This window comes from Roseovarius aestuariivivens, from assembly GCF_004761875.1.
GTDB lineage: Bacteria > Pseudomonadota > Alphaproteobacteria > Rhodobacterales > Rhodobacteraceae > Roseovarius > Roseovarius aestuariivivens.
In genome coordinates this window covers 104,985-131,530 of the sequence record NZ_SJEY01000011.1, presented here as the reverse complement: position 1 = coordinate 131,530, position 26,546 = coordinate 104,985, and the positions used below count along the sequence as shown (strand labels likewise).

General features: G+C 59.8%; 32 protein-coding genes. 22 read left to right on the top strand and 10 right to left on the bottom strand.

Annotated features, from left to right (window positions below; genetic code table 11):
* Nucleotides 1–99: 99 nt before the first annotated feature.
* The 6 genes from fghA to EZV60_RS16700 all read left to right on the top strand — a co-directional run bounded on the left by fghA (nt 100) and on the right by EZV60_RS16700 (nt 5,274).
* Nucleotides 100–930 (top strand): S-formylglutathione hydrolase, encoded by an 831-nt coding sequence (gene fghA / locus EZV60_RS16725; protein ID WP_135506792.1) that lies wholly within the window; start codon nt 100–102, stop codon nt 928–930.
* A gap of 25 nt (nt 931–955) precedes the next feature.
* Nucleotides 956–1,336, top strand: coding sequence for a c-type cytochrome (locus tag EZV60_RS16720; RefSeq protein WP_135506790.1), 381 nt, complete (start codon nt 956–958; stop codon nt 1,334–1,336).
* Nucleotides 1,337–1,471: 135 nt separating this feature from the next.
* Complete coding sequence (locus EZV60_RS16715) at nt 1,472–3,274, top strand: methanol/ethanol family PQQ-dependent dehydrogenase (RefSeq protein ID WP_135506788.1); 1,803 nt, start codon at nt 1,472–1,474, stop codon at nt 3,272–3,274.
* An 86-nt stretch (nt 3,275–3,360) separates the two neighbouring features.
* The gene (locus EZV60_RS16710; RefSeq protein ID WP_135506786.1) at nt 3,361–3,900 is read left to right on the top strand and encodes a c-type cytochrome, methanol metabolism-related; all 540 of its coding nucleotides are present in this window, start codon (nt 3,361–3,363) and stop codon (nt 3,898–3,900) included.
* The gene (locus EZV60_RS16705) at nt 3,884–4,732 is read left to right on the top strand and encodes a substrate-binding domain-containing protein (RefSeq protein WP_135506784.1); all 849 of its coding nucleotides are present in this window, start codon (nt 3,884–3,886) and stop codon (nt 4,730–4,732) included. The genes EZV60_RS16710 and EZV60_RS16705 overlap by 17 nt, the downstream gene beginning before the upstream one ends.
* Nucleotides 4,729–5,274, top strand: coding sequence for a PQQ-dependent catabolism-associated CXXCW motif protein (locus EZV60_RS16700; protein WP_135506782.1), 546 nt, complete (start codon nt 4,729–4,731; stop codon nt 5,272–5,274). The genes EZV60_RS16705 and EZV60_RS16700 overlap by 4 nt, the downstream gene beginning before the upstream one ends.
* A gap of 11 nt (nt 5,275–5,285) precedes the next feature.
* Here the strand turns inward: EZV60_RS16700 and EZV60_RS16695 are convergent, their stop codons facing one another.
* From EZV60_RS16695 to EZV60_RS16680, 4 genes are read right to left on the bottom strand one after another with little or no spacing between them, the layout of a single operon-like run.
* Entirely contained in the window at nt 5,286–6,095 is an 810-nt protein-coding gene (locus EZV60_RS16695; protein WP_135506780.1) for a quinoprotein dehydrogenase-associated SoxYZ-like carrier, read from the bottom strand.
* On the bottom strand, nt 6,092–7,057 hold the full coding sequence (locus EZV60_RS16690) for a YVTN family beta-propeller repeat protein (RefSeq protein ID WP_245306335.1): 966 nt from the start codon (nt 7,055–7,057) through the stop codon (nt 6,092–6,094). The genes EZV60_RS16695 and EZV60_RS16690 overlap by 4 nt, the downstream gene beginning before the upstream one ends.
* Nucleotides 7,017–7,559 carry an SRPBCC family protein gene (locus tag EZV60_RS16685; protein ID WP_135506778.1) on the bottom strand — a complete coding sequence of 181 codons (543 nt, stop codon included), beginning with the start codon at nt 7,557–7,559 and terminating at the stop codon, nt 7,017–7,019. Before EZV60_RS16685 ends, EZV60_RS16690 begins: the two co-directional genes overlap by 41 nt.
* On the bottom strand, nt 7,559–8,047 hold the full coding sequence (locus EZV60_RS16680) for a DUF3280 domain-containing protein (protein ID WP_135506776.1): 489 nt from the start codon (nt 8,045–8,047) through the stop codon (nt 7,559–7,561). The genes EZV60_RS16685 and EZV60_RS16680 overlap by 1 nt, the downstream gene beginning before the upstream one ends.
* A gap of 117 nt (nt 8,048–8,164) precedes the next feature.
* Between EZV60_RS16680 and EZV60_RS16675 the strand changes: the two genes are divergently transcribed.
* Genes EZV60_RS16675 through EZV60_RS16635 form a run of 9 tightly spaced genes read left to right on the top strand, consistent with a single transcriptional unit; the run spans nt 8,165 to nt 14,947 of the window.
* A complete protein-coding gene (locus EZV60_RS16675) occupies nt 8,165–9,379 on the top strand; it encodes an ABC transporter substrate-binding protein (protein WP_135506774.1) in 1,215 nt (404 codons plus the stop codon).
* 10 nt (nt 9,380–9,389) lie between these two features.
* The gene (locus EZV60_RS16670) at nt 9,390–10,364 is read left to right on the top strand and encodes a YVTN family beta-propeller repeat protein (RefSeq protein WP_135506772.1); all 975 of its coding nucleotides are present in this window, start codon (nt 9,390–9,392) and stop codon (nt 10,362–10,364) included.
* Between the two features lie 14 nt (nt 10,365–10,378).
* Nucleotides 10,379–10,816: a cupredoxin domain-containing protein gene (locus EZV60_RS16665; RefSeq protein ID WP_135506770.1), complete on the top strand. Its 438-nt coding sequence runs from the start codon at nt 10,379–10,381 to the stop codon at nt 10,814–10,816.
* 15 nt (nt 10,817–10,831) lie between these two features.
* The gene (locus EZV60_RS16660; protein WP_135506768.1) at nt 10,832–11,086 is read left to right on the top strand and encodes a PepSY domain-containing protein; all 255 of its coding nucleotides are present in this window, start codon (nt 10,832–10,834) and stop codon (nt 11,084–11,086) included.
* Between the two features lie 20 nt (nt 11,087–11,106).
* Nucleotides 11,107–12,072 (top strand): ABC transporter substrate-binding protein, encoded by a 966-nt coding sequence (locus EZV60_RS16655; RefSeq protein ID WP_135506767.1) that lies wholly within the window; start codon nt 11,107–11,109, stop codon nt 12,070–12,072.
* Nucleotides 12,073–12,086: 14 nt separating this feature from the next.
* Nucleotides 12,087–12,836, top strand: coding sequence for an ABC transporter permease (locus EZV60_RS16650; RefSeq protein ID WP_135506765.1), 750 nt, complete (start codon nt 12,087–12,089; stop codon nt 12,834–12,836).
* Complete coding sequence (locus tag EZV60_RS16645; protein ID WP_245306334.1) at nt 12,782–13,444, top strand: ABC transporter ATP-binding protein; 663 nt, start codon at nt 12,782–12,784, stop codon at nt 13,442–13,444. The genes EZV60_RS16650 and EZV60_RS16645 overlap by 55 nt, the downstream gene beginning before the upstream one ends.
* A complete protein-coding gene (locus EZV60_RS16640; RefSeq protein WP_135506763.1) occupies nt 13,437–14,156 on the top strand; it encodes an ABC transporter ATP-binding protein in 720 nt (239 codons plus the stop codon). Before EZV60_RS16645 ends, EZV60_RS16640 begins: the two co-directional genes overlap by 8 nt.
* Nucleotides 14,153–14,947, top strand: coding sequence for an ABC transporter permease (locus tag EZV60_RS16635; RefSeq protein WP_135506761.1), 795 nt, complete (start codon nt 14,153–14,155; stop codon nt 14,945–14,947). The genes EZV60_RS16640 and EZV60_RS16635 overlap by 4 nt, the downstream gene beginning before the upstream one ends.
* 21 nt (nt 14,948–14,968) lie before the next feature.
* Here the strand turns inward: EZV60_RS16635 and EZV60_RS16630 are convergent, their stop codons facing one another.
* Nucleotides 14,969–15,172 (bottom strand): hypothetical protein, encoded by a 204-nt coding sequence (locus EZV60_RS16630; RefSeq protein ID WP_135506759.1) that lies wholly within the window; start codon nt 15,170–15,172, stop codon nt 14,969–14,971.
* A gap of 77 nt (nt 15,173–15,249) precedes the next feature.
* Between EZV60_RS16630 and EZV60_RS16625 the strand changes: the two genes are divergently transcribed.
* The 7 genes from EZV60_RS16625 (at nt 15,250) to pqqE (ending at nt 20,884) form a co-directional block, all read left to right on the top strand.
* On the top strand, nt 15,250–16,926 hold the full coding sequence (locus EZV60_RS16625; RefSeq protein ID WP_342588809.1) for a sensor histidine kinase: 1,677 nt from the start codon (nt 15,250–15,252) through the stop codon (nt 16,924–16,926).
* A gap of 9 nt (nt 16,927–16,935) precedes the next feature.
* Nucleotides 16,936–17,619, top strand: coding sequence for a response regulator transcription factor (locus tag EZV60_RS16620; protein WP_135506757.1), 684 nt, complete (start codon nt 16,936–16,938; stop codon nt 17,617–17,619).
* A 115-nt stretch (nt 17,620–17,734) separates the two neighbouring features.
* On the top strand, nt 17,735–17,833 hold the full coding sequence (gene pqqA / locus EZV60_RS16615) for a pyrroloquinoline quinone precursor peptide PqqA (RefSeq protein ID WP_135506755.1): 99 nt from the start codon (nt 17,735–17,737) through the stop codon (nt 17,831–17,833).
* A 21-nt stretch (nt 17,834–17,854) separates the two neighbouring features.
* On the top strand, nt 17,855–18,751 hold the full coding sequence (gene pqqB, locus EZV60_RS16610; RefSeq protein ID WP_135506753.1) for a pyrroloquinoline quinone biosynthesis protein PqqB: 897 nt from the start codon (nt 17,855–17,857) through the stop codon (nt 18,749–18,751).
* Nucleotides 18,748–19,497 carry a pyrroloquinoline-quinone synthase PqqC gene (gene pqqC / locus EZV60_RS16605; protein ID WP_135506751.1) on the top strand — a complete coding sequence of 250 codons (750 nt, stop codon included), beginning with the start codon at nt 18,748–18,750 and terminating at the stop codon, nt 19,495–19,497. Before pqqB ends, pqqC begins: the two co-directional genes overlap by 4 nt.
* Nucleotides 19,497–19,775 (top strand): pyrroloquinoline quinone biosynthesis peptide chaperone PqqD, encoded by a 279-nt coding sequence (gene pqqD / locus EZV60_RS16600; RefSeq protein WP_135506749.1) that lies wholly within the window; start codon nt 19,497–19,499, stop codon nt 19,773–19,775. Before pqqC ends, pqqD begins: the two co-directional genes overlap by 1 nt.
* Nucleotides 19,772–20,884 carry a pyrroloquinoline quinone biosynthesis protein PqqE gene (gene pqqE, locus EZV60_RS16595; RefSeq protein WP_135506747.1) on the top strand — a complete coding sequence of 371 codons (1,113 nt, stop codon included), beginning with the start codon at nt 19,772–19,774 and terminating at the stop codon, nt 20,882–20,884. The genes pqqD and pqqE overlap by 4 nt, the downstream gene beginning before the upstream one ends.
* Nucleotides 20,885–21,109: 225 nt before the next feature.
* Here pqqE and EZV60_RS16590 read toward each other — a convergent pair whose 3' ends face one another.
* From EZV60_RS16590 to purH, 5 genes are all read right to left on the bottom strand, one after another.
* Nucleotides 21,110–22,423 (bottom strand): M16 family metallopeptidase, encoded by a 1,314-nt coding sequence (locus tag EZV60_RS16590; RefSeq protein WP_135506745.1) that lies wholly within the window; start codon nt 22,421–22,423, stop codon nt 21,110–21,112.
* Nucleotides 22,420–23,751 carry a M16 family metallopeptidase gene (locus tag EZV60_RS16585; protein ID WP_135506743.1) on the bottom strand — a complete coding sequence of 444 codons (1,332 nt, stop codon included), beginning with the start codon at nt 23,749–23,751 and terminating at the stop codon, nt 22,420–22,422. Before EZV60_RS16585 ends, EZV60_RS16590 begins: the two co-directional genes overlap by 4 nt.
* Before the next feature lie 89 nt (nt 23,752–23,840).
* Nucleotides 23,841–24,383, bottom strand: coding sequence for a DUF3035 domain-containing protein (locus EZV60_RS16580; protein ID WP_135506741.1), 543 nt, complete (start codon nt 24,381–24,383; stop codon nt 23,841–23,843).
* A 59-nt stretch (nt 24,384–24,442) separates the two neighbouring features.
* Complete coding sequence (gene lspA / locus EZV60_RS16575; protein ID WP_135506739.1) at nt 24,443–24,913, bottom strand: signal peptidase II; 471 nt, start codon at nt 24,911–24,913, stop codon at nt 24,443–24,445.
* 43 nt (nt 24,914–24,956) lie between these two features.
* Nucleotides 24,957–26,546 (bottom strand): bifunctional phosphoribosylaminoimidazolecarboxamide formyltransferase/IMP cyclohydrolase, encoded by a 1,590-nt coding sequence (gene purH, locus EZV60_RS16570; RefSeq protein WP_135506737.1) that lies wholly within the window; start codon nt 26,544–26,546, stop codon nt 24,957–24,959.

Below are 26,546 nucleotides of genomic sequence, written 5' to 3'. Positions count from 1 at the left end.
GACCCGATGATCACCCACAAGCTGAAACTCGAGGAGATCAACGAGGGCTTCCACCTCATGCACGAGGGCAAATCCATCAGAGCCGTCGTGGAGTTCTGAATGGCTCTCGATATCGTATCAGAAACCCGCAGTTTTGGCGGCACCCAGTCGGTCTTCAAGCATAGCTCGAACACCTGCGGATGCGAAATGACCTTTGCCGCTTACCTGCCGCCGCAGGCAGAGGAAGGGCCCGTACCGGTGCTTTGGTATCTGTCTGGACTGACGTGCACCCACGAAAACGCCATGACAAAGGGTGGCTTTCAGGAACATGCAGCCAAGCACGGCCTGGCGGTCATCTTTCCCGACACGTCGCCGCGCGGGGACTCCGTTTCGGACGACGAGGCCTATGATCTGGGACAGGGTGCCGGATTTTACGTCAATGCCACGCGCGACCCATGGCGGCGCAACTACCGGATGTATGATTACATCGTGAGCGAATTGCGTTCTGTTGTGATGGATTCTTTGCCTCTTCAGGACCGTCACGGAATTACCGGCCACTCAATGGGAGGACACGGCGCGATCACCTTGGCGATCCGAAACAAGGACCTCTTCCAGTCGCTTTCAGCCTTTTCGCCTATCGCGCACCCGACCCAATCGGATTGGGGGCGCAAGCAGCTAAGTGCCTATCTGGGTGATGACGAAAGCGCATGGTCGGACCATGATTCAACTCTTCTTTTGGAGGAGCACGGCTGGAAAGGAGAACTTCTGGTTGACCAGGGCGCAGATGACCAGTTTCTTGAGTTATTGAAACCCGAGGCGCTCGCTGAAATGATGGCGAAGCGTCGGCAGCCCGGACAGGTGCGCATGCAGAAAGGATACGACCACTCGTATTTCTTCGTGAATTCCTTCGCAGGAGATCACGTTGCCTGGCACGCCGACCGTCTGAACTGAGAACTGATCCCAAGGAAGGTTAATTATGCTGAAGAAAATCATCGGAGCCACCTGTCTCATGCTGCTGCCCCTCGGCGCCGTCGCGCAGGATGGCGATGCGGACGCTGGCGAGAAAGTGTTCCGCAAATGCATGGCCTGCCATGCCGTCGGCGAAGGCGCCCAGAACAAGGTTGGCCCGCAACTCAACGGCGTGGTGGGTCGCGAAATCGCCTCGGTCGAAGGTTTCAATTACTCTAGCGCGCTCGCCGATATGGGAGCGGAAGGAAAAACTTGGACGCCTGAAGAGCTTGCCGCTTTCCTCGAAAAGCCGCGCGATTACGCCAAGGGCACCAAAATGTCGTTCGCCGGTCTTCGCAAGGAAGAAGACCGCGCAGACGTCATCGCATATCTTGCCTCGTTCGAGTGAGAACGCAGGGAGGATAACGAAATGCTTTCGGGCTGAGGGGAGAGACTTGGCCCGAAAGTTCAAAACGGCAGCGCCCTATTGTGGATCCGTTGTCAATTTTTGCGGCAATCCCGCCGCGCCTCAGGGAGGACCAAAATGAAAAAGCTCAAGCTTTTCACTTCGGGGATCGCCCTTTGCTGTGCCTCGATGGCATTTGCAAATGACGATCTCGTGTCCCAGATGGATGACCCCAAACAGTGGGCGATCCAGACGGGCGACTATGAAAACCAGCGCTATTCGGAGCTGGACCAGATCAATGCCGACAACGTCGGTGATCTGCAGGTTGCGTGGACATTCTCGACCGGCGTTCTTCGCGGTCACGAGGGTGGACCGCTCGTGATTGGCGACACAATGTATGTGCACACGCCGTTCCCGAACATGGTCTACGCTCTCGATCTGAGCCAGGAAGGCAAGATCATTTGGAAGTACGAGCCCAAGCAGGATCCCAACGTGATCCCGGTGATGTGCTGCGATACAGTGAACCGCGGCGTGGCCTATGCCGAGGGCAAGATCTTCCTGCACCAGGCCGACACTAAGATCGTTGCGCTCGATGCGGAAACCGGTGAGGTTCAGTGGGAAGCCGTGAACGGCGATCCGGGTATCGGCGAGACCAATACAGCGACCGTTCTTCCAGTCAAAGACAAGGTCATTGTCGGCATCTCGGGCGGAGAATTCGGCGTGCGCGGCCATGTGACCGCCTACGACATGAACTCGGGCGAGCAGGTCTGGCGCGCTTACTCCATGGGTCCGGACTCCGACATCCTTGCTGATCCGGAAAACACCACCCATCTGGGTGAGCCGGTCGGCGCAGACTCGGGCACCAACACCTGGGAAGGCGACCAGTGGAAGATCGGTGGCGGCACCACGTGGGGCTGGTACTCGGCGGATCTCGAAGAGAACCTGATGTACTACGGCACCGGCAACCCGTCGACGTGGAACCCGGCACAGCGCCCGGGCGACAACCGCTGGTCCATGACCATCATGGCCCGCGACATCGACACCGGTATGGCCAAGTGGTTCTACCAGATGACCCCGCATGACGAGTGGGATTACGACGGCATCAACGAAATGATCCTCACGGATCAGGAAGTCGATGGCGAGATGCGTAAGCTTCTGACCCACTTTGACCGGAACGGTCTTGCCTACACGATGGACCGCGTTTCCGGTGAGCTTCTCGTGGCCGAGAAGTTCGACCCGGTCGTCAACTGGACCACTGGCGTGGACATGGACCCCGAGTCCGACACCTATGGCCGGCCTGCGGTTGTGGCTCAGTACTCCACCGAGCAGAACGGCGAAGACGTGAACTCGACCGGCATCTGCCCGGCGGCTCTCGGCACAAAAGACCAGCAGCCTGCTGCGTACTCGCCGAAGACCGAGACGTTCTACGTGCCGACCAACCACGTCTGCATGGACTATGAGCCCTTCCGTGTGTCCTACACTGCAGGTCAGCCTTATGTGGGCGCGACCCTGGCGATGTATCCGGCTCCGGACAGCCATGGCGGCATGGGTAACTTCATTGCGTGGGACAACATCAACGGTGAGATCAAGTGGTCGATCCCGGAGCAGTTCTCGGTGTGGTCGGGTGCCTTGGCAACCGCCGGTGACGTGGTCTTCTACGGCACGCTCGAAGGTCACCTGAAGGCCGTGCACGCCGAAACCGGCGAGCAGCTCTACCGCTTCAAGACTCCGTCGGGCATCATCGGCAACGTGATGACCTACGAGTCTGATGGCAAGCAGTATGTCGCCGTCCTCTCGGGCGTCGGTGGCTGGGCAGGTATCGGCCTCGCGGCTGGTCTGACCAACCCGAACGACGGTCTTGGCGCCGTGGGCGGCTACGCGGCCCTCAGTGACTACACCGCTCTGGGTGGTCAGCTGACTGTGTTCGCTCTGCCTGACTAAGCGATCCTGAACGACGGGGCCGGCACGCCAGACCGGGGTGCCGGCCCCTTTTTTTACTAACAGTCCCAAACTGAAAGGCTTGCTTCATGTTGCGTACCGCATCCTACTACCTATCCGCCGCGACGTTGGCAGTCTCGCTTGCAGGCGGTGCCAACGCCCAATCCTGGAGTGACCAGCCGGTCAATCCCGACAAGGTCGATGTCGATGTTGCCGTCGCCTATGAAGAGGGTGGTCGCTACTATAATGAAGACGATATCCCGACCTACAACGTGGCCGACGACGGCACCGTTGACTGGCTTACCTTCTCAGGCTTCCGCCGCTATCACGCGGAATGCCATGTGTGTCACGGTCCCGATGGCGAGGGGTCGACTTACGCACCCAAGATCAAGAATTCCGCCGTACATATGGATTACTACGCGTTCTACGATGTTGTCGTGAACGGTCGTGAGAACGGCAACTCCGTGATGCCGCACTTCGGCGATAACCCGAACGTCATGTGCTACCTTGACGATATCTACGTCTACCTCAAGGCACGTGGCATGGAAGCCGTTCCGCGCGGCCGTCCGGGTAAGAAAGAAGCCAAATCGGAGATGATCCAAGAGGCTGAAGATGCCTGCATGGGCTGACCGATTTCTTGCGTTTCCGGTTCTGTTCGCGCTGCTTTTGGTGGCGTTCGCAGAACCCGGTAAAGCGCAGACCTCGGATTTGGTTTCCACGACATCTTTTCGTGTATGTGCCGACCCCGCAAATCTACCGATGTCCGCCGAAGACGGAAGCGGCTATGAAAACGAACTGGCAGAGCTGATCGCCTCGAAATTGGATCTCCCGGTAGAATACACGTGGTATCCGATGGCAACGGGGTTTATTCGCAATACACTTAAAGCCAAGCGCTGCGATGTCGTGATGGGCTACGCTCAGGGCCACGAACTGGTCCTGAACACGAACCACTACATGACATCGGTCTACACGTTGATTGTGCCTAAGGACGGTGGACTTGCTGAGGTGACAGAATTGTCCGATCCGCTATTGAAGGATAAGCGGATCGGGGTCATTGCTGGCACTCCGCCGTCTGCGCACATGGCGCGAAATGGGCTCCTGGTCAATGCGCGACCTTACAATCTCGTGGTCGATCGCCGCTATGAAAGTCCGACAGAGAATATGCTCGAGGATCTCAAGGCAGGAGAGATCGACGCGGCACTGTCTTGGGGGCCGCTCGGTGGGCCGATCGTGAAACAGAGCTATCCTGATTTCATCGTCATTCCCTTGATCAAGGAAGATTTACCGCCAAGGCTTTTTTTCCGCATTACTATGGGCGTGCGCCAAGGTGAAAAGGTCTGGCAGCGAGAACTTAATTCGCTCATCCGCCGTCATCAGGATGAGATAAATGCGCTCATGGTTAAGGCTGGCGTGCCGTTGGTGAATGACATGGGCGATGCTGTACTGGAGACCGGAAAATGAAACAACTTCTGGCAGCGACGTTTCTTGCGCTGCTGCCAAACCTCGCTCTTAGCGACATCATACCGGAACCCCAAGACTACAGGATGGATCATTATCGGGCGCCGGTTCCTGCGACCATTGCCGGTGGCACCGTCCTGGATCCTCAGGCAGCAAATGATATTTGGCTATCCGGAAACGCCGCTTTCATTGACGTGATGCCGCAGGCGCCTAAGCCCGAAAACCTGCCAGAGGGAACGATCTGGCGCGACAAGCCCCGCGACACGATCCCTGGTGCAATCTGGCTTCCGAATGTCGGATATGGCGCAATCGCCGATGTAACCGCCGACTATTTCCGCAAAGGGCTCGAGCAGGTTACCGGCGGGGAAATGTCACATCCTATCGTCATGTTCTGTCTCGAAGACTGCTGGATGAGCTGGAACGCCGCGAAGCGGGCGATCGAATGGGGCTACACTGATGTCTACTGGATGCCAGAGGGCACCGATGGCTGGGCTTTCTGGTCCTACCCTTTGGAGCGGATAAAGCCTATGGAACCCCAGCCGTAGGCAATGCAGACCTAAAAACCGGCGATCCGTTTATGCTCGTGGCTCACCGTGCCGTTGGTGTCCGTCATCGTGACATCGACGGACTGTGTTTGTCCGGGTACCGAAAGGCTGACGCGAGGGTTTTCAGATAAGGAAATTGATCCGGTCATATCAACGTAACCGCCACCGTCCAGATCGATCTCGACCTTTTCGACATATCTTAACGGAATGAAAAGAAGTGAGATCTGGTCCATCTGCATACCCGAGTGGGAAGGATGCTGAATATCAACGTTTAGTTTGCGGAACCGCGCCTCCAGACTGGCAAGGGCATCAGCGGACAAAAGCGGCACCGCGCTTCCGACATCCAAGGTCATGTTACCCAAACTCGCCAAGGCCGCTTCGGGATCGGACCCGGGCGGGGCCGAACAGGCGCCCTGACCCGATGTCTTAACGAAGGTTTCCGCCACGAAAAGCTGTCCATCAGTCGTCTCGGCCACGACATGCAGTGGGGTCGGCCCATTCACGCGCATGGTGACGTCGAAGTAAAAGCTCGCCTGCGGATCATCCAGGGCGAAAACCGCCGATACCGGCATCGGGTTTTCATCGAGAACGACGGTGACCGTGCCGACCCGCAGCCCGCGCGGGGCCACAATTTGTGCAGCGATTTGGGTCCGCGCGTCATCTTGCGTGCGGTAGGGGGCATCAATCGCAATGACATGATCAGCGGCCTTCAAGGGGCGCTCGCCAAAAAGCTGACTACGCAGATTGTCCCATGCCTCACCGGCACTCGCAGGAAACGCAAAAAGCGATACGAGCGCCGCTCCGAAAAACTGCTTTTTCATTCTTTCCCTCCCAGAACGAACTCGCCAAAGGCGCGTGGGCCGTCACCAGTTTCAATCTCATTTACCACGTCAAGGGTTGCTGCGTCGATAACGGTGACCGTGTTCTCAAACCAGTTTGCCACGACGATGCGCCGTCCGTCGGAAGTGTTGTCTATGCCCTCGGGATACTCACCAACCGATACTTTCCCAATAGTGGCCAAGGAAGACAAATCGATTACGCTGACGCTGTCTTCGTACTGATTGGTAACGAAAGCGCGACCTTGAGCGAAAGCCACTCCGTAAGGCCGGGCGCCGACCGGAACGGTCTCGATCACATCCGAGCCGTCCGTTGCGATGACACTCACATCGTTGGACCCCACATTGCCGACAAATAAGCGGCCGTCCGGCGCGTAGCGCAGGCCAAATGGCCGGATGCCCACAGTGACGCGCGCGTGGAGCGTCAGAGTGTCCGCGAGGAAGACCGTAACTTGGTCCGCGTCCCGATCCGCGGAGGCGAGGAACTGTCCGTCATCCGAAAGCGCAAGGCCTGCGGGAGCTGCACCGGTCACAAGCTCTGTTTGGATATCAAGGGTTTCATCGTTAAGAACCCAGATGCGGCTGTTATACCAATCAGATACGAAAAGTCGCCCGCGCACTGCATCATGCGCGACACCAATCGGGCCGCCATCCAGCACGATCTTACCCAGAAGCGCGCCGTCCGGGGAAAATTTGCGGATGGTCTTACTGTCTGGCGACACCGTGAAGACCGAGCCATCCGGCGCAACGGAAACGCCGGCGGGTTTTCCCGGAACAAGCCAGCGTGCCCGCTCTTCGCCGCTATCGATATCTAGGATGCTGAGAACCTCGCCGTTCTGGCAGGTTACGAATGCCGTATCGCCCGCCGCCGGTGACCCGGCGGCGAGGCACAGACATAGAAGTAATTTACGACCCCGGCGCACCGAAGCGATCGACCAGCGCGTCAAGTCCTGCCTGATAGACGCCAGTCACCGCGGCCACGGCAGCCTCGTCGTTGAGTTCGGGCGGTGGATCGTTGTTCGGAAAGCCCCGATAGAATGCGCCACGCCATTCTATTATGGATCCGCCGCCGTCACGTGCCTTTACCGTAAGGTGGGACGAATAGTTCGTCACGGGCAGGACCTCGACCAAAACGTCGGTGATCCTGTAGGAGTAGCTCATTTTCTCGTCGCTAAACTTGTAGAGGATTTCCGAAATGGTCGGCCCACCGGCCTCGCCAAGGACCAGTACGCGCGTCGCGTCGATGTCGTTACCTCCTTCGCCGGTCGAGCTGTGGACCGCCGGGTGCCACGACATGTCTTGGAAGTTGCCCACAACCTCCCAAACTTCTGCCGGTTCAGCGGCAACTTCTGTCGTCAAAGTCACTTTCTGACGCGTCGGACCGTGGGCCAAGGCCAAGGACGGCATAAGGGCCGCGACCGTTGCCGCAAGAAATAAACGTCGTTTCATCACTCCTCCCTTCGGAAAATTCTGTTCTTCAGTATGTACCGAATCCCTCTGCTCCAACCTTCATCAGTATTGGATCGGATGTCGACCACCCCGCCTTTCACAAGGACGCCGGATTCCGCGTCACGCAATTGCAGATTCATGGTTAAGATCAGGTTCGAGACCTTTTGTACTTCTCCCACCAGAGAATACTGCGCGCCAAGCCGTCGGGCGATCCGGCTATCACAGCCATAGCACTTCGCCAGGTTTACCTGCCGGTCGATGGCCTCGCGCTCCGGCTCCAGATCGACGAATTCAAACCCTTCTTTCTCGAACCGCTCGACAATGATCGCTTCGATCATGGCAAGCCGCATAGCCTCTTGCGGACTTTCACCAAGCGCCTTGGTTTGCAAAGAGGTGTCGAGCTTGGTCATGCCGAAGAATGCCACCTTTTCACCGGCATGCAACGGGTCAGCGAGAAGAAGGCAAAGACCGAAAACGAGATATCGCATGGGCATTCTTAAAAAATAAGACTCCTATCCGATGCTCACCCTGATACGGTTTCGACGGCAACCGGGCCGATAGTATTGGTTTTCAAACCGCCGCTATCTGACCACGTTGAAGATCCGATGCAATTCGGACCCAGGGAGGAAAAATTGAGAAACATCGCTCTGACGCTCTTAGCGTCGGCACTGTTGTTTTTAAGCGTGACACCTTCGTTTGCAATTGATGTGCGCGCAGCCGTGTTGCGGGTAGATTATCAGACGCTTCTTCCCCTGTCCCGCTACGATCTAAAGCCGGACGATCTGGGTTTTGCCGGAGCGGCCCTAGCCGACCAGGACAACAACACGACCGGGTCCTTCATGGGCCACACCTATGAAACACTGCAGGTCAGCGCGCCGCCGGAAGAGGCGGATGCCGCGCTGGACCGTATCCTTGGAGAAGGCATCCGCCTGATCGTGATCCTGGCAAGAGCGGAGGACCTCTTGCGCCTCACCGACCGTGCCGCCGAGGAGGGGGCGCTTGTCTTCAATGCGCAAGCCCCCGATATGGCGATCAGGGATGACGCCTGCCGTGCGAACCTTTTGCATACCACCTACTCATACGGGATGCAGGCCGATGCCGTGGCCCAATTCGCCGTTTGGAAAAAATGGACAGACTGGGTCCTCGTTCACGGGTCCAATCCGCCGGATGTTGCTCTGGCGGACGCGTTTCGCAGGGCGGCACGCAAATTCGGCGCACGCATCGTCGAGGAGCGTGAGTTCGAAGATACCGGCGGCAGCCGCCGAACGGATTCGGGACATGTCATGGTGCAGCGTCAGTTGCCCGTGTTCATGCAGGATCTGCCGGATCATGACGTGATCATCGCCGCCGATGAAACCAAGTATTTCGCCGAGTATCTGCCGTTTCACCTCTGGACGCCGCGCCCAACATTGGGTTCGGCAGGTCTGCGCCCTATCGAGATTCACGGCGGACACGAAGCGTTTGGCGCGACCCAGTTCCAAAACCGTTTCGAGGCTCTCTCTGAGCGCTATATCCAGCCCCTCGATTATTCAACCTGGATCGCGTTGCGCGCCGTAGGAGAGGCCGTGACACGCGCCAGCACCGCCGATCCAATGGGCGTGCGCGATTACGTCATCAGCGATCAGTTCGAACTTGCGGCTTTTGCGGGCTCGAAGGTCACTTTCCGCGACTGGAATGGACAGCTTCGCACGCCGGTTATGCTTTATGACGGGCGGCTGACGGTCAGCATCAGTCCGCAGGACGGGTTTCTGCACCAGACCTCGCCGCTCGACACGATGGGGCTCGACCGGCCCGAGTCACAATGCACTGCTTTCAACTAAGGGAGAGACGATGAAAACCGCCATTCTCGCCTCTGCGCTTGTCGCGCTTGCCACGGCTCCGGCGTTTGCCGGCAAAGCCTTCGTGTCGAACGAGCGCAGCAATACCATCACAGTGGTCGATACCGATACTTGGGAGGTCGAGACCGAGTTCTTTGGCGGCAACCGCCCACGCGGCATTACCGTTAGCCCGGATGGCACCAAGCTTTATGTCTGTGCTTCGGACGACAATATCGTGCGCGTCTTCGACACCCAGACTTACGAAGAGCTACCGAGTCTTCCGTCCGGACCTGACCCGGAACTTTTCATCATAGAGCCATCGGGCAAACGGCTCTACATCGCGAACGAAGACGACAACCTCGTTACCGTGACCGATACCGAAAGTCGCACTGTTCTGGCCGAGGTTCCCGTGGGTGTGGAGCCTGAGGGCATGGGCATGAGCCCAGACGCGAAGTGGGTGGTCAATACGTCCGAGACCACGAACATGGCGCATTTCATCTCGACCGAGGATTACAAGATCAAGCACAACGTGCTGGTCGATCAGAGACCCCGCTATGCCCAGTACACCGCCGACGGCACTCGTCTCTACGTTTCGTCTGAGATCGGTGGCACGGTGACTGTGATGGACATTGCCGAAGACGGCGCGCCCACGGTCATCAAGAAACTTACTTTCGAGGTTCCGGGCGTCTTGCCCGAGTGGTTGCAGCCCGTGGGCGTAAAGGTGACCGAAGATGGCAGCCGCGTCTTCATCGCGCTTGGTCCCGCGAACCGCGTGGCGGTCGTCGACGGGGAAAGTCTCGAGGTTCTGGATTATATCCTCGTCGGTCAGCGGGTCTGGCAATTGGGCTTCACCCCTGACCAGAAATACCTCCTGACCACCAACGGCAATTCCAACGACATCACCGTGATTGATGTCGAAAAGGAAAAGGCCATCCGTTCCGTTCAGGTGGGCCAACAGCCCTGGGGCGTTGTGACAATCGAAGATTGAAAGGACTAAGACCGATGAAGAAACTTCTGGCCGCGGCCTTTTCCGCCCTGGTTGCAGGACCCGCTGCAGCGGCACCTCTTTGTGACGATCTCGGCTTTGCTGGCCTTTTGGCCGCGTGCAATCGTGGGGAAACCATCAAGCTGACTCTCGCCTCCGGTCAGCCCCTTGGCGAGGATCACGTGCTGCAATCTGGGGCCTACTACAAGCTGGAGATTACCGCCGACGGATCCGCAGAATTGGCCGTTAGCGGCCCGGATTTCTTTCGTGCGATCTGGATGAACGAGATCGTCATCAACAAGATCGAGATTCGCCCTATGGCTATCGACAGCATCGAATTCGACAAAGCCGGCACAGCCGAGCTGTCTTTCATCGCCATCAAGCCCGGCAGACACACGCTACGCATCCCCGGCTCTACAGGTGACGCGCAAAGCGTGACCTTCTCAATTCAGTAACGAGGTGATCAAATCATGAAAAAGGCAATTGCATTCATCGCTGCCGCATTGCTTGCGGCTCCGGCTTTTGCCGGCGGTCACGGTGTAGACGAGGAAACTATCGCCAAGATAGAAGCGATGCTCGCCGAGATGGAATGCCAGATGGACCCTGCCGATATCGAGGTCGAGGATACCGGGTACGAGCTTGACGATGTCATCTGCAAAGGCGGCAACCAGTTCGATATCGAATTGGACAAGGATCTGAACGAAGTCGCCCGTCGGGCCGAATAAGGACCGGAAAGGAGATCCGCATGCGCCTCCTGGGCCGCCTGCTCACGGCGTTGCTGTTTTTTTCCCTGCCCGTTCAGGCGGACGATATGCCGACCGTGCGGCTTGCGGTTCTCCAAATCGGGACAGTCAACTGGGAGTTGGACACGATCGTCCGCAATGGGCTGGACGAAAAGCACGGCTTCCATCTTGATGTGCGCGCTTATGCCGATAACGGCGCGACGCGTATCGCCGTTGCAGGAGGTGAGGCCGACATGGCCGTCGCGGACTGGATCTGGGTTGCCAGGCAGCGTGCGGCGGGCAAGGACTATGTTTTCATTCCTTATTCCAAGGCCGTGGGCGGGGTCGTTGTCCCGGGCAACAGCCTAGCGACGACGTTGGTTGATCTGCAAGACGGTAAGCTCGGCATCGCAGGCGGTCCTCTGGACAAGTCCTGGCTTCTCCTGCGGGCCTACGCCGCGCGCACCTACGGATTTGATCTCAAGGCCGGAACAGAGCAGGTCTATGGCGCGCCGCCGCTGATCTTTAAATCCGCGCTCGACGATAGCTATGCCGGTGCTATCAATTACTGGCACTTTCTGGCCAAGATGAAGGCCGCTGGAATGAAAGAACTGGTCAATGTCGAGGAGGCCACTGCTGCGCTTGGACTCGACCCGGAAACCCCACTTCTGGGATATTATGGTAAGGAAAGTTTTTTCGATCAGCGTCCTGGGCTTGCGCAAGCGTTTTACGCCGCGACGCGAGACGCCAAGGACATTCTTCTGAAATCCGACGACGCGTGGGAAAACCTGCGCCCGGAGATGCGTGTTGAGACCGACACCGAGTTCGAGATCCTCCGGCGTGATTGGCGGTCAGGTGTTCCGAAACGCGGTCCGATTGATGCCGGGAACGCGTCCGCGCTTCTAACGCTTTTGGCCGAACTCGGCGGCGCGGAACTCGTTGGGCGAGCGACCGAAGTGCCCGAGGGTCTCTTTGCCCAGGTCGAATGATCTGAAAAAGTCTCATGCCCGATAGCCGCGCCACGCCTTTCTTCTCTATTGCGGGGCTTCTTGCCCTCTGGATCATTGCGGCTTTGCTCACCGACGATCCCCAAACTTTGCCAAGCCCGTGGCAGTTGATCCCACTTTTCCAGCGTGAATTGGGCTCGGGTGAACTCCTGCATCATCTTGGTGCCACGCTTCTTCGCGTGATCTGGGCCTTTGCCATTGCGATGCTATTCGGTGTTGCGCTTGGGCTTTTGATGGGACGTTCGGAGCGGGTCAATCGCTGGTTGGATCCATGGTTGGTGATTTTTCTCAACCTGCCTGCGCTCGTGCTGATCGTACTCTGCTATCTCTGGATCGGTTTGACAGAGACCGCGGCCATTCTGGCGGTGACCTTCAACAAGATCCCAAACGTGGCCACTGTAGTGCGCGAGGGCGCCCGGGCGCTCAATCCGGATCTTGATGCCATGGCCAAGGTGTACCGAATGTCTTGGATGGCCCGAATGCGTCACGTGGTGCTGCCGCAGCTTGCCCCCTTTATTGCGGCGGCTGCGCGTGGCGGTGTTGCGGTGATCTGGAAGATCGTGCTGGTCGTCGAATTTCTGGGTCGCTCTTCAGGGATCGGCTTTCAGATTCACCTGTATTTCCAGCTTTTCGATGTGGCGATGGTTCTTGTTTACGCCCTGTCGTTCATTTGCGTGATGTTGGCAGTCGAATGGGCGCTCCTACAACCCTGGGAGCGGCGTGTCAGACGCTGGCGCACGGCATGATCAGAGTTTCGATTCTTTCCAAATACTATGGCGGCAAGCAGGTGCTGGGACGGGTTGAGTTTTCCGTCGCCCCCGGAGAGACAGTTGCGTTAGTCGGTCCTTCTGGCATCGGGAAATCCACAATCTTGCGTATCGTAGCCGGCATCGACACCGCTTTCGAAGGTAACGTCGACCGACCGGAGGAAGTCTCGATCGTCTTTCAGGAGCCAACACTCCTGCCGTGGCGGTCCGCCCTTGATAACTTGCTGCTGGTTTGCGCCGGGTTGGATCGAAAAACCGCACTTCGCGCGTTGAAAAAGGTTGGTTTGGCAGGAAAGGAAGACCAGTTTCCCGGCCAGCTTTCTCTTGGACAACAGCGCCGCCTCTCTTTGGCGCGTGCATTTGCAGGTAGACCTGCCTTGCTGATCCTCGATGAACCCTTCGTATCGCTTGACCCTGACATGGCCGACACCATGATGACTCTGACCGAAGAACTTATTGCCGAAGCGCGACCGGCCACGCTTCTGGTGACTCATGCCGAGGCTGAGGCCAAGCGCCTTGCCGACCGGGTGCTGAGGCTGCAAGGTGCGCCCGCGACGTTGCAAACAGAAAGCGAGACCGATGTCTGATGGCCTGACCGTGCGCGGCCTGAGTTTCAACTATGGCGCCAAGCAGGCGTTAAAGAATGTGTCTTTCAGTCTGCCACGCGGGCGGTTCTGTGCTCTGCTCGGTCCCAATGGGGCAGGCAAGTCCACGCTCGTTTCACTTCTGACACGGCTTCTTGTTTCGCGTGATGGCGAGATCCGGATCGCGGGTCACAATCTGCAGACTGCACCTCGTCAGGCGATGGCCGACCTCGGCGTGGTGTTTCAGCAGCCCACCCTGGACATGGATCTGACCGTGCGGCAGAATATGGCGTATTTCGCCGCCCTGCATGGCATGCCCCGCAAAGCGCAGCGCGACAGGATAGACGCAGCGCTTGACCGTCTCAATATGCTGGAGCGATCTGAGGAAAAGGTGCGTGCCCTTAACGGCGGTCACCGGCGGCGTATGGAACTTGCCCGTGCCCTGTTACACGAGCCGAAGGTGCTTTTGCTTGATGAGCCGACCGTCGGCCTTGATGCCGCAGCGCGCCATTCCATTGTCGAGCACGTGCACGATCTGGCCGAAGGAGACCTTTGCGTGATCTGGACGACGCACCTGACTGACGAAGTGCGCGATACGGATCATCTGCTTGTTCTTCATCAAGGGGAGATTCTGGCCGATGGCACGACGCGCGATGTCCGAGGCAATCAGTCCTTGCCGGACTGGTTTCTGTCGCAGACAGAGGTCATGGCGTGAACCGCTGGTTTCTCGTTCTGCGCGCCATTGTCGGCCGCGAGTTCCTGCGTTTCGTGCACCAGCGCGAAAGGTTCATCGCAGCGCTTGTCCGCCCACTTGTCTGGTTGATCATCTTCGCGGCAGGCTTTCGCGCAGCGCTTGGCCTGTCGATCATCCCGCCCTATCAGACCTACATCACATATCAGACGTATATCGTGCCCGGTTTGTGTGGCATGGTTCTTTTGTTCAACGGGATGCAAAGCTCGCTCAGCCTTGTCTACGATCGTGAGATGGGATCTATGCGGCTTTTGCTGACCAGCCCATTCCCGCGTGGCTGGCTTCTTTTTTGCCGGTTGCTCGGATCAACAACAATCTCAGTGGTGCAGGTCTATACCTTTCTGGCGATCGCGGCGCTTGTTGGCATTACGATGCCGCCGCTTGGGTATCTCGCGGTTTTGCCGGCCTTGTTTTTGTCAGGCATAATGCTGGGTGCTCTTGGACTGCTTCTGTCGAGCTTCATCAAGCAACTGGAAAACTTCGCGGGCGTGATGAATTTCGTCATTTTTCCGATGTTCTTTTTGTCGTCCGCGCTCTACCCGCTGTGGAAAATGGCGGAAAGCTCGGACCTGCTTCGCGATATCTGCGCGCTCAATCCGTTTACTTATGCTGTCGAGCTGATCCGGTTTTCGCTCTATCTTCAGATAAATTTCTTGGCGACCGGTTGGGTCGCCTTAAGTGCCGTGATCCTTGGCGGACTGGCGGTTTGGGCCTACGATCCTTCGCGCGGATTGATGAAGCGTAAGGGAGGATGATGCTGCCACAAGTAGCGAGGTTTAAAGCTCGCGCTCGGCAAAGGACACGTTTCTGCAACGCCAGCTCTTGATACGGGCACCTTGATGCGACTGGATCCACTTGGCCAATTCAGGCTGTGCGCCCATCAGGCACTGATGTGGTGTCACACCGGTGAATAGCAGGCTGTGTTCCCGGCATTCGGTAGGGGAGCCGGCCAGGCAGGCAATGAAAAGAAGTTCTACCATGCGAAGACCTTTCGAAAAGATACAACCGAGTAGGACCGGAGCTAAACTTTCGTTCCTTGATTTCTCGTTGATCCACCGTGACGGTCGCGAGTGCCTGCAACGGTTGCACAAAAAATTGGCAAAATCATGCCGTGAGAGTGCTTATTCGGCAGCTGGCAGAGAGTGTTATGGCCCGAAGGCTGGTTGAATCGCTCAAGGCTAAACTTGGGCTTGGGGCGGCCTTGCTTGGGGTTGGAACGATCCTGACGGCTGGAATTCTTTATGTCGGCATGACTGAGGTGGCGCAGCGGCTGGATGCGGCGCTAGCCTCCGAAAATCGAATTGCCCGATACTCGGCCCTCTCAACCCAAACTTCGACCTTCCTCGTAATTGCAACCGAGATGATCCAGACAGGGCAATCTCACGAAATTCGAAGCGACCGCATCTTGCCGATCGTGAACCAGATACGGGATACGTTTAGTCTCTTGCATGCGGATCTGGAAGTTGCGGTCGACCAGGCTCGCGAACTGGGTATCGATGAACAATCCCGTCACGGCACGCAATCGCTCGGTCTCGCGCGTATGGAGGCGATGCTCAACAGCACAATGCGGGGGCTGACTGCATCAACCGAGGATCAGGCCCGTCTGCGCGCTTACATCGACACGTTCGCGACAAGTGTCGATCCGCTCCTAAATCAGGCGGTGAATGCCGAGGTGCTGTTCCGTAACAATATCCTTTCCGGGATCGAGGAATTGCGCCGTTCCCTTTCGCGGATCGCCATAGTCATCGGCATTCTGAGCCTTCTGATCCTGCTGGGCTTCTACCTTGGTCTGATCCGGCCTCAGTTCCTTCGGCTCGACCGTCTCCGCGAGGCGGCCCGCCAGATCAGCCAGGAAAATTTTGCCGTCGCTTTGCCGATCTCGAGAAGCGATGAAATCGGCCAGCTTTATCAAGAGACTAATCGCATGGCTTTGGCTCTGTCTGAGCGGCAGAATGTCATCCGGGCCGAATGGGCGCGCCTGAACGAAACCATTGAACAGCGCACGGAGGAACTGCGCGCGGCCAACGCCACGCTTGAGAAAATCGACGAAAACCGCCGTCGCTTTTTTGCTGATGTCAGCCATGAATTGCGCACGCCGCTGACTGTTATACTGATGGAGGCACAATTGGGCCAGCAGGAGGGGAGTGATACGCAAGCAGCATTTGCCACGATTTCGGCGCGGGCGGCCCGGCTTAATCGGCGTATCGACGACCTTTTGCGCGTTGCCCGGTCCGATACGGGCCGGTTGGCGCTTGAACCTGCCAAGGTGTGTTTGGACGTGATCGCGCGTGATGTGGTCGAGGAAATACAGGCAGAGGTGGATAATGCAGGCATGCAGCTTGAAACGGTCGCCATGCCTGATGTCGCGTTGCACTGCGACGCCAACTGGCTGCGGCAGGTGATCGTCGGTCTCGTCCGCAATGCGATCCGTCATGCCCGGAATGGTGCAAAGCTACGGTTGGCGCCTGATCAGGCGAATGGGCTCTTCGGCCTTTCGGTGACTGATAATGGACCCGGTATTGCGCCGGACGATCAGAACCGCGTCTTTGACCGGTTCAGTCAGGGCGGGCAGCCAAATGCACAAGGATTCGGCATCGGCCTTGCGTTGGCGAAATGGGTGACAGAGGCACAGGGCGGCGAGATAAGTCTGCAAAGCCCGGTCGAAGCTGACGAAGCCATCGGCACGGCACCCGGTACGAAAATATCGGTTCGCTTGCCGCTCGTCGCACCTTAGATTGACTTCATGCAAACGCGGCTCCTGATTGTGGACGACGACCCGGAAATCACCTCGGCATTGGCGCGCGGTTTGGCTTTGCATGGCTACGAAGCAGAGACGGAGAATCGTGCGGATCGGGCCCTTGAAAGATTGCGCAGCGATCGGTTTTCGGGTGCCGTGATCGATGTGATGCTCGGCGCGGATAACGGGCTGGATTTGGTTCGGAAATTACGCGCTCAGGGCGTCACGCTCCCCATTCTCATGCTTTCAGCCCTGTCTGATGTGGAAGACCGAGCGGCGGGCCTTGAGGCTGGCGCAGATGATTACGTCGTCAAACCGTTCTCGTTCGATGAACTCGTGGCTCGTCTGCGGGTACAGGAACGCCGTGCGATCTTTCAACGTCCCGCACAATCTTGCATCGATCCCGTGGACAGAGTGCTTCGGTGCGAGACAGGGATGGTGACCTTGACGGAAAGAGAGTTTTCCTTGCTGGATCTGCTTATGCGTGAGCCGGGCACGCCTTTGTCGCGCGGCGAGATATTCGACACTCTATGGGCGGCAGAAGGATCCGCTAGCGAGAACGTGGTGGATGTATATATCGGCTATTTACGGAAAAAGCTTGCCGAGCAGGAATTCGGCTTTGGTATCAAGACAATACGCAATAAGGGTTTTTGCCTTGACGGCATTGCACCACGCCGCGACGGCACCTGATACCGACCAAAGTCGCAGAGCTTCTTAAAAAATAAGAGTCGCATTGCCGAGGTTGCTTTGCCATTTTACTGTAGTCACACGAGCGAGAGCTCATGCATTCAGGAGGAGCAATCCAATGGCATGGAATAAACCGAAGATCCGCGAAATCGAGTGCGGTATGGAAATCAACATGTATGGCCCCGAGTCGGAAGACGATCACGGCGTCCTGTTCTGATTTCTTGCGCGCGGGATAGTAATGATCTTCCGCGCGCACATTCTGGGGGCGGCCGCCGGTGGCGGCCTCCCGCAATGGAACTGCGGTTGCGATAACTGCAATCTTGCACGTTCCGGGAAAATCCCTGCACAAACTCAGTCATCGCTCGCTGTAACCGCCGACGGAATGTCGTGGGCGGTGTTGAATGCGTCCCCCGACATCCGGCAACAGCTCGCTTCTGCGCCGCCGCTTCATCCCACCGACCTACGCGCTTTGCCCCTGTCATCGGTTCTTGTCACGAACGGTGATATTGACCATGTGGCAGGTCTTTTGACGTTGCGGGAAATGCAGCCTTTCACGCTTTTCGCAACGCAAGGCATTCACGATGTGCTTGGGCAGAATCCGATCTTCGATGCGCTGAATGCTTCGGTCGTGACAAGGTCTGCGATTGCCCTCGACACGCCGTTCGAATTGGTGCCGGGCATCATCGCGACGCTCTATTCGGTTCCCGGCAAGGTCCCACTTTATATGGAAGGCGAAGAGGTGCAGACCGACCTGATGGGCGATCAGACCGTCGGCGTCGAACTCCGGACGTCAGACAGAACGATACACTACATTCCCGGCTGCGCGCTCCTGAACGACGCGCTCGCGAAACGTCTCCACGGGTCTGACCTGCTGTTCTTTGACGGGACATTGTGGCAAGATGACGAAATGGTGCGGGCGGGCCTTAGTCAGAAGACCGGCAAGCGCATGGGCCACATGTCGATGAGTGGTCCTGACGGCTCGCTTGCTGCGTTTTCCGGCCTGGATATTGGCCGAAAAGTCTATGTGCACATGAATAACACGAACCCTGTCCTGCGTCCTGACGCGGCAGAAAAGGCCGAGGCCGAAGCGGCTGGCTGGACAATCGGGCAGGATGGCATGGAGATCTCGCTATGACCCAGACACGCGAAGAATTCGAAGCCCGCCTTCGACAGATCGGCGCCGAGCGGTATCATGACCTTCACCCTTTCCACGATCTGTTGCACGGCGGCGGCTGCACCCCCGATCAGGTACGCGCCTGGGTCATAAACCGCTACTATTACCAACACACCATTCCTATGAAGGACGCCGCGTTCATGAGCCGTGTGGAGGAGCCCGAGCTTCGCCGTGCGTGGCGTTCGCGCATCGAGGATCACGACGGGACCACAGAGAATGAAGGCGGGATCCGCCGGTGGCTGCGTTTGGCCGAAGCCGTAGGGCTTGACCCCGATTACGTTGCCTCGCGCGAGGGCGTGTTGCCGGCTACGAATTTCGCCTGTGACGCTTATGTTCGCTTCGTTCGGGAAAAAACGCTTCTCGAAGCGGTGGCGTCGTCCCTCACGGAACTGTTCGCGCCGAAGATCCATGCCAACAGAATCCAGGGTCTTTTGAAGAATTACGAGTTCGCTGACGACAGCTCGCTGTCTTATTTCAAGAACCGCCTGAAAGAGGCGCCCAAGGACGTGGCCTTTGGTCTCGGCTGGGTGCTGGATCATGCTGATACGCAGGAAAAGCAGGATGCCGCCGCGGACGCGCTGAAGTTCAAGACCGACGTGCTTTGGTCACAGCTCGATGCGCTTTGGGGGGCCTATGTCGAACCTGGCCGTATTCCGCCCGGTGCGTGGGTGCCGGGCGAGGGTCTCTTGATGCAGAGGGCCTCGTGATGCTTGCACAGGAAGTACCCTCACTGCCGCGCGGCGTGCGCCTGCACTTTGACAAGGTGCGGTCGACTTGGGTGCTTTTGGCGCCAGAACGCGCGGTGACGCTGGACGATATCGGCCACGCCATTCTGAGCGAAGTCGACGGTGCGCGCAGTTTCGGTGAGATCACCGCGGCTCTGGCCGAAAAATACAACGCGCCGGCCGAGGAGATTGCCAAGGACAGTGCTGGATTTCTCGGTGCGCTCCGCGACCGGCGATTCCTCGACGTGGTGAGCGCATGACCTCTGTCCGCCCCCCGATCGCCATGCTGGCCGAGCTGACGCACCGTTGTCCGCTATCCTGCCCCTATTGCTCGAACCCTGTGCAGATGGCGATGCAGGATCAGGAACTCGGCACAGAGGACTGGATGCGCGTGTTTCGCGAAGCGGTGGAGCTGGGCGTGTTGCAGCTACACCTGTCGGGCGGCGAACCGGCTTCACGCCGCGACCTCGTTTCGCTCGTGCGCGCCGCCCGCGACGCCGGGCTCTACACCAATCTGATCACTTCGGGGATCGGCCTGAACGAACGCCGCCTGACCGAACTCGACGAGGCCGGTCTCGACCATGTGCAGCTGTCCCTGCAAGGCACCACGCCTGAAATGGCCGACGAGATCGGGGGCTACAAGGGAGGGTTCAAACGGAAGATGCAGGTGGCGGAGATCATTGGAAAGATCGGCTTTCCCCTGACACTCAATGCGGTTCTGCACCGCCGCAACCTGCACCAGTTGCCCCGCGCGATCGAGATGGCGCAGGAGATGGGTGCGCGGCGGATCGAGGTGGCGACGGTTCAATTCCACGGCTGGGCGTTGAGAAACCTCGACGCGCTCATGCCCACCCGGGACCAGGCGCGAGAGGCGACGCGCATCGTGGCCGAGGCGCGTGCTGCACTTAAGGGCAAGCTCGTGATCGACTACGTGCCGGCCGATTATCACGACGACTACCCCAAGCGCTGCATGGGCGGGTGGGGCACGACCGGGCTCAACGTCGCCCCCGATGGCGAAGTCCTGCCCTGTCACGCCGCCCAAAGCATCCCGCACCTCAAGTTCGACAATGTCCGTGACACGCCGCTTCATGAAATCTGGTATAAAGGTGAAGCCTTTACCGCGTATCGCGGTACCGACTGGATGCAGGAACCCTGCAAGAGCTGCGAGCGTAAAGAGATCGATTTCGGTGGGTGCCGGTGCCAGGCCATGGCAGTCGTGGGCGACCCCGCGGCGACCGATCCGGTTTGTATCAAGTCGCCTCATCACGGCGCGCTTCAGGTCAAAGCCGATCAGCACGCCACCCGCGACGACGCGCCTCTCGTTTACCGCGAGGCACCGGGCAAAACCGTCGACGACCCCGTCGGCTGATCAAACCTTAACAGCGGCATGACGCCGAAATCGGCCGTATGATCCGCGTACACAACCTGTACACAACCCGTACACCGAAACGGCGCACAACGACTGTTGCGCCGGGTCCCTGACACAGCGCTCGTCCTCTTCATCTGGCGATAAATACCTCGGGGAGCGCGAGGGGCAGCGCCCCTCGCCCCGGTCGGATCGCCGAAGGCGATCCGATCCGACCTCATCCCGATCTCAGTTGAGCGTGCCGCTCAGCCCCACAGGCTGGCCGACCACCACGAAAGTCAGCCGTTCGGGATCCATCAACTCGCGTGCCACGCGGTTGATGTCGTCCAGCGTCACCGCTTCGACCATCGCGTTCCGATTGGCGATATAGTCGGGCTCGAGCCCTTCCATCTGCATGCTCACGGCGATATTCGCGATCGGCCCGTTGCCGTCGAAGCGCAGCGGGTAGGCGCCCGTGAGATAGGTCTTGGCGTCGGCCAGTTCCTCGGCAGTCACGCCGGTCTCGCGCAGCTTGGCCCATTCCTCCTCGATCACCGCGACCGCTTCGGCGACACGGTCATTGGCCGAGGCGACACGACCCATCCAGATCTGTGCGCCATCCCGGTCAAGCAGGTAGGAGTAGACGCCATATGTCAGCCCGCGCTTTTCGCGCACCTCTTCCATCAGGCGGCTTTCGAATCCGCCGCCGCCCAGGATGTGGTTGAGAATATAGGCCGCGAAGAAATCCGGGTCGTCGCGGTCGATGCCCGGCTGGGCAAAGGTGACGATGGATTGCGGTGTCGCATAATCCACCACCTCGATCCCGCCCGGCAGGTTCGGATCGGCGTCGGACGGTAGCGGCGCGCCGGTTTCGGGCAGCCCCGCAAGCAGATCGTCCAGGATCGCCCCAAGGTCCTCTTCGGTGACATCGCCCACCGCGCTGACGTAAAGCCGGTCGCGCGCCAGCGCCGCGTCATGCGCCGCCAAAAGGTCCTCGCGGTCGAGCGCCGAGACGCTGTCGACGGTGCCTTCCAGCGGGCTGCCATAGGGATGATCGCCGAAAACGAGACTGCTGAATTGCTGGCCCGCGATCTCGGACGGGTCCTTGGCGTTCGACTGGATGACCGACAGCACCTGCGCGCGCACGCGGTCGATGGCCTCCTCGTCGAAGCGCGGCTCGACAAGGCTCTGACGCAGAAGCTCGAGCGCCTCGGCCCGGTTCTCGGTCAGAAACCGAGCCGAGATCGAAATGGAATCCTGGCTCGCGTCGTAGGAAAACGAGGCGGCGAGCGCTTCCGTCTCGCGCGCGAACGCCCGCGAATCAAGCTCGCCCGCGCCTTCTTCGAGAAGAGCGGTCATCAGGTTGATCGCGCCGCGCTTGCCCGGCGCATCAAGCGCCGCACCGCCGCGAAACCGCAGTTCAAGTGCCACGAAGGGGATAGAGTGGTCTTCTACGAGCCAGGCGTCGATGCCGCCGGGCGAGGTGATTTCCTTGATGTTCACATCAGCCCGCGCGGGCAGCGCGGCCAGCATTAGCACAAGGGCGAGAACGGCACGGATCATTGGGTGACCTCCGGAGCGGTGATATAGCCGGTAACGGCGTTCTTTTTGGCGAAGACCTCGCGGGCGGCGGCCAGGATATCCTCCTCTGTCACGGCCTCGAGGAGACCGGGCCAGGCCTGGACATCCTCGACCGTCAGCCCCTGGGTCAACGCGCGGCCATAGCGGTTGGCCAGCTGGCCCACATCGTCGCGCACATAGATTTCCGAAGCGCGGATCTGCATCTTGATACGCTCGAGCTGTTCGGCGTCGACGCCCTCTTCGAGGAAGTTGGCCAGCACCTCGTCAAGCGCCGCCTCGGCCTCGGGCAGGGTCACGCCCGCGGCGGGCACGACGGAGATGCTGAAGGTCGTGTCGTCAAGCGCCATGCCGCCGTACCACGCGCCGGTATAGACCGCCGTGCGCGTGTCGAACTGCAGTTTCTCGTTCAGAAGCGAGGTGGTGCCGCCGCCGAGAATCTCGGCCAGCAGCGTCAGCGCGGCGGCCTTTTCCTGGGCGCCGCTGTCGCGTTCGGGCGCGAGATAGGACCGCGTCACATAGGGCTGCGCCACGCGCGCGTCCTCGTAGGCGATGCGCCGCTCGGCCATCTGGCGCGGCTCCTGCGCGCGCATCCGCTCGGGCAGGTCGGGATTGGCCGGGATCACGCCATAGTACTTCTCCGCCAGCGCCCGCACCTCGTCCGGATAGACATCGCCCGCCACGATCAGGATCGCGTTGTTCGGTGCATAATAGGTCTCGTAATAGTCCAGCGCGTCATCGAGGCCGAGATCGACCATTTCGTGCTGCCATCCGATGATCGGCACGCCGTAGCGGTGGTTGAGGTACTGCGCCGCGCTGGCCTGTTCGCGGAAGAGTGCGGAGGGATTGTTTTCGACCCGCTGATTGCGTTCCTCGATGATCACGTCGCGTTCGGTCGCGATGTCGGCCTCGCTGATCTGCAGGTTGACCATGCGGTCGGATTCCATCTGCATCATCAGCTCCAGCCGGTCCGCAGCGACACGCTGAAAATAGGCGGTGTAGTCGTAGCTGGTGAAGGCGTTGTCCGAACCGCCGTTGCGCGCGACCGTGGCCGAGAATTCGCCCGGCTCCATCTTCTCGGTGCCCTTGAAGAGCAGGTGTTCGAGGAAATGCGCGACCCCGGAGACACCGGGTTTTTCATCCGCCGAGCCGGCGCGGTACCAGACCATGTGCGACACCACCGGCGCGCGGTGATCCTCGATCACTACGACATCCATGCCGTTGTCGAGCGTGAAGGTGGTCACCTGGTCGGACGCGCGCGCGGGAAGCGCAGCGGCCAGCGTCAGGATCAGGCAGGCGAACATTCGGCGCATGAGGCGATCTCCAAGCCGTGAAAGGGTTCGGTCATAGATACGGCCTGCGCGCCGGTTTTCAACCTGTGCCGGTGGCTTGGAGCCGCGCCTCAGCGTCGCGCGCGCGCCGGTTCGCCCGGCGGGGCGGAGGGCGTGGCGATGCCAAGCCCGCGCAGACGCCGCGCCTCGCCGTAGGAGTCGAGCCATTGGCGCCGGTAGGCATCGGTGTAATCGTCGTTCGGGCCGATATTGAGGATGTTGACCCGCCCGTAGCGGCGGCGCGTCTCGGCGTCCTCGCGCGCGAGGACCTGGCGGATCCCGTCGGTCACGCCGTAGCGGCGCGTGTGATTGAGAAGCGCGCCGTCGGCGGGCGATACGCCCGTGGGCACGCGCGCGTTCGGGTTGCCGCCCAGCGCCGCAACGCCGTCGCCCAGCGGGTTCTGGTCGGTCAGGTTGGCGCCGCCCGGGTTGGGCGCGGGCAGGCGTGTATAGCTTTCGGGCTGTTGCAGCGGTTTGCCGGGCAGGATCGAGAATTCGTCCGGCCCCGCGCCGTTGTCCTTGAAGCGGGTCAGCCGCACCTCGCGGTCGCCCCAGCCACAGGCCGAGAGCGCCAGCGCCGCGATGAGAAGAAGAGATGTGCCGGTCAGCTTCATGGCCGTGCTCGCTTTCGCAGTCAGAACGTGACCTCCCCTACCGTATCGAGCGGCGAAGGTCACGCGGGCTTTTTATCCGAGCTGAAGATTACCAGACCGAAGGCGCCGACGAAAATCGAAATATCCGCCACGTTGAAGGAGGTCGGGTTGGTGAAACCGCAGCACGACATGTTGAGGAAATCCGCCACCGCGCCGTAGATGACCCGGTCGATCACGTTGCCCAGCGCACCGCCCACCAGAAGACCGGCGGCGATCTTCTGCCAGCGCCCTTGGGGGTCGGTCCACACCCACCAGAGCACCGCGCCGACGATCACCAGCGCCACGCCGATCCAGACCCAGCGCATCGCCGGGTTGCCCGAGGCCAGCGCACCGAAATTGATGCCTGTGTTCCACGCCATGCGGAAATTCAGGTAGGGCGGAAAGACGTCGATCGCGAAGACCTCGCGCAGGTTCAGCACATGCACGATCCAATACTTGCTGAGCTGATCGACCGCGAAGACGATCGCGGCGACCCAGAAGACGGTGCGCATGGCTTTCTCCTGCTCGTGGCCGGCTGATGCGGCCTGTGACGCTTTAGTGCCGGAAATGGCGCATACCGGTCAAGACCATGGCGAGGCCGGCCTCGTCGGCGGCGCGGATCACGTCCTCGTCCCGCATCGAGCCGCCCGGCTGGATCACAGCCGTCGCCCCGGCCTCGGCCGCGGTCAGAAGGCCGTCGGCAAAGGGAAAGAACGCGTCCGAGGCCACGACGCTGCCCTGCGTCAGAGGCGTGTCGAGCCCCAGCTCCGCGGCCATGTCCTGCGCCTTGCGCGCGGCGATGCGGCAACTATCCACCCGGCTCATCTGGCCCGCGCCCACTCCCACGGTCGCGCCGTCCTTCACATAAACGATGGCGTTCGACTTCACGTGCTTGGCGACCTTCCAGGCGAAGAGCATGTCGGCCATTTCCTGATCTGAGGGCGCGCGCTTGGTCACGACCTTGAGGTCATCCTGCGACACCCGCCCGCTGTCCTTGTCCTGCACCAGATAGCCGCCCGAGACTTGCTTGAGCATCAGCGCCGCCTCTGCCGGATCCGCCAGGCCGTCGGTCACGAGAAGACGCAGGTTTTTCTTATTGGCAAAAATGCTCATGGCCACTTCATCTGCCCCGGGCGCGATGACCACCTCGGTGAAGATCTGCGAGATCTCTTCCGCCGTCACGCCGTCGAGCGGCTGGTTCAGGGCGATGATCCCGCCGAAGGCCGAGGTGCGGTCGCAGTCGAAGGCGGCCTTGTAAGCTTCTTTGAGCGTCGCCCCCCGCGCCACGCCGCAGGGATTGGCGTGCTTGATGATCGCGCAGGCCGGGCCGTCGGCGGGGTCAAACTCGCTGACCAGTTCGAACGCCGCGTCGGTGTCGTTGATGTTGTTGTAGCTCAGCTCCTTGCCCTGCACCTGCCGCGCGGTGGCGACGCCGGGGCGGGCGGAGCCATCGGTGTAGAAGGCCGCCGCCTGATGCGGGTTTTCGCCGTAGCGGAGCGTCTGCGCCAGATGCCCGGCCACGGCACGGCGGCGGGGCGCAGTCTCGCCCAAAGCGCCGGCCATCCAGGTCGAGACCGCCGCGTCATAGGCGCCGGTGCGGGCATAGGCCACCTGCGCCAGTTTCTGGCGGAAGGCATAGGTGGTCTGGCCGTGATGCGTCTCGAGCTCGGCCAGAAGCGACTCGTAATCCTCCACGTCCACGACCACGTTGACGAAGGCGCGGTTCTTGGCCGCCGCACGGATCATGGCGGGGCCGCCGATATCGATATTCTCGATGCAGGTGTCATAGTCGGCGCCTTTGGCGACGGTTTCCTCGAACGGGTAGAGGTTCACCACAAGCAGGTCGATCGGGCCGATGCCGTGCTTTTCCATTGCCGCGATGTGATCGTCCTTGTCGCGCAGGGCCAGAAGCCCGCCATGCACCATGGGGTGCAGCGTTTTCACCCGTCCGTCCATCATCTCGGGGAACTGCGTCACCTCGGACACGTCGCGCACTGTCAGCCCGGCCTCGCGCAGCGCCTTGGCGGTGCCGCCGGTGGACAAAAGCTCGATCCCCCGCCCGGCGAGGGCGCGGCCCAGATCGGCCAGGCCGGTCTTGTCGGAAACGGAAAGAAGCGCGCGGCGCACGGGAGCGAGATCGGTCAT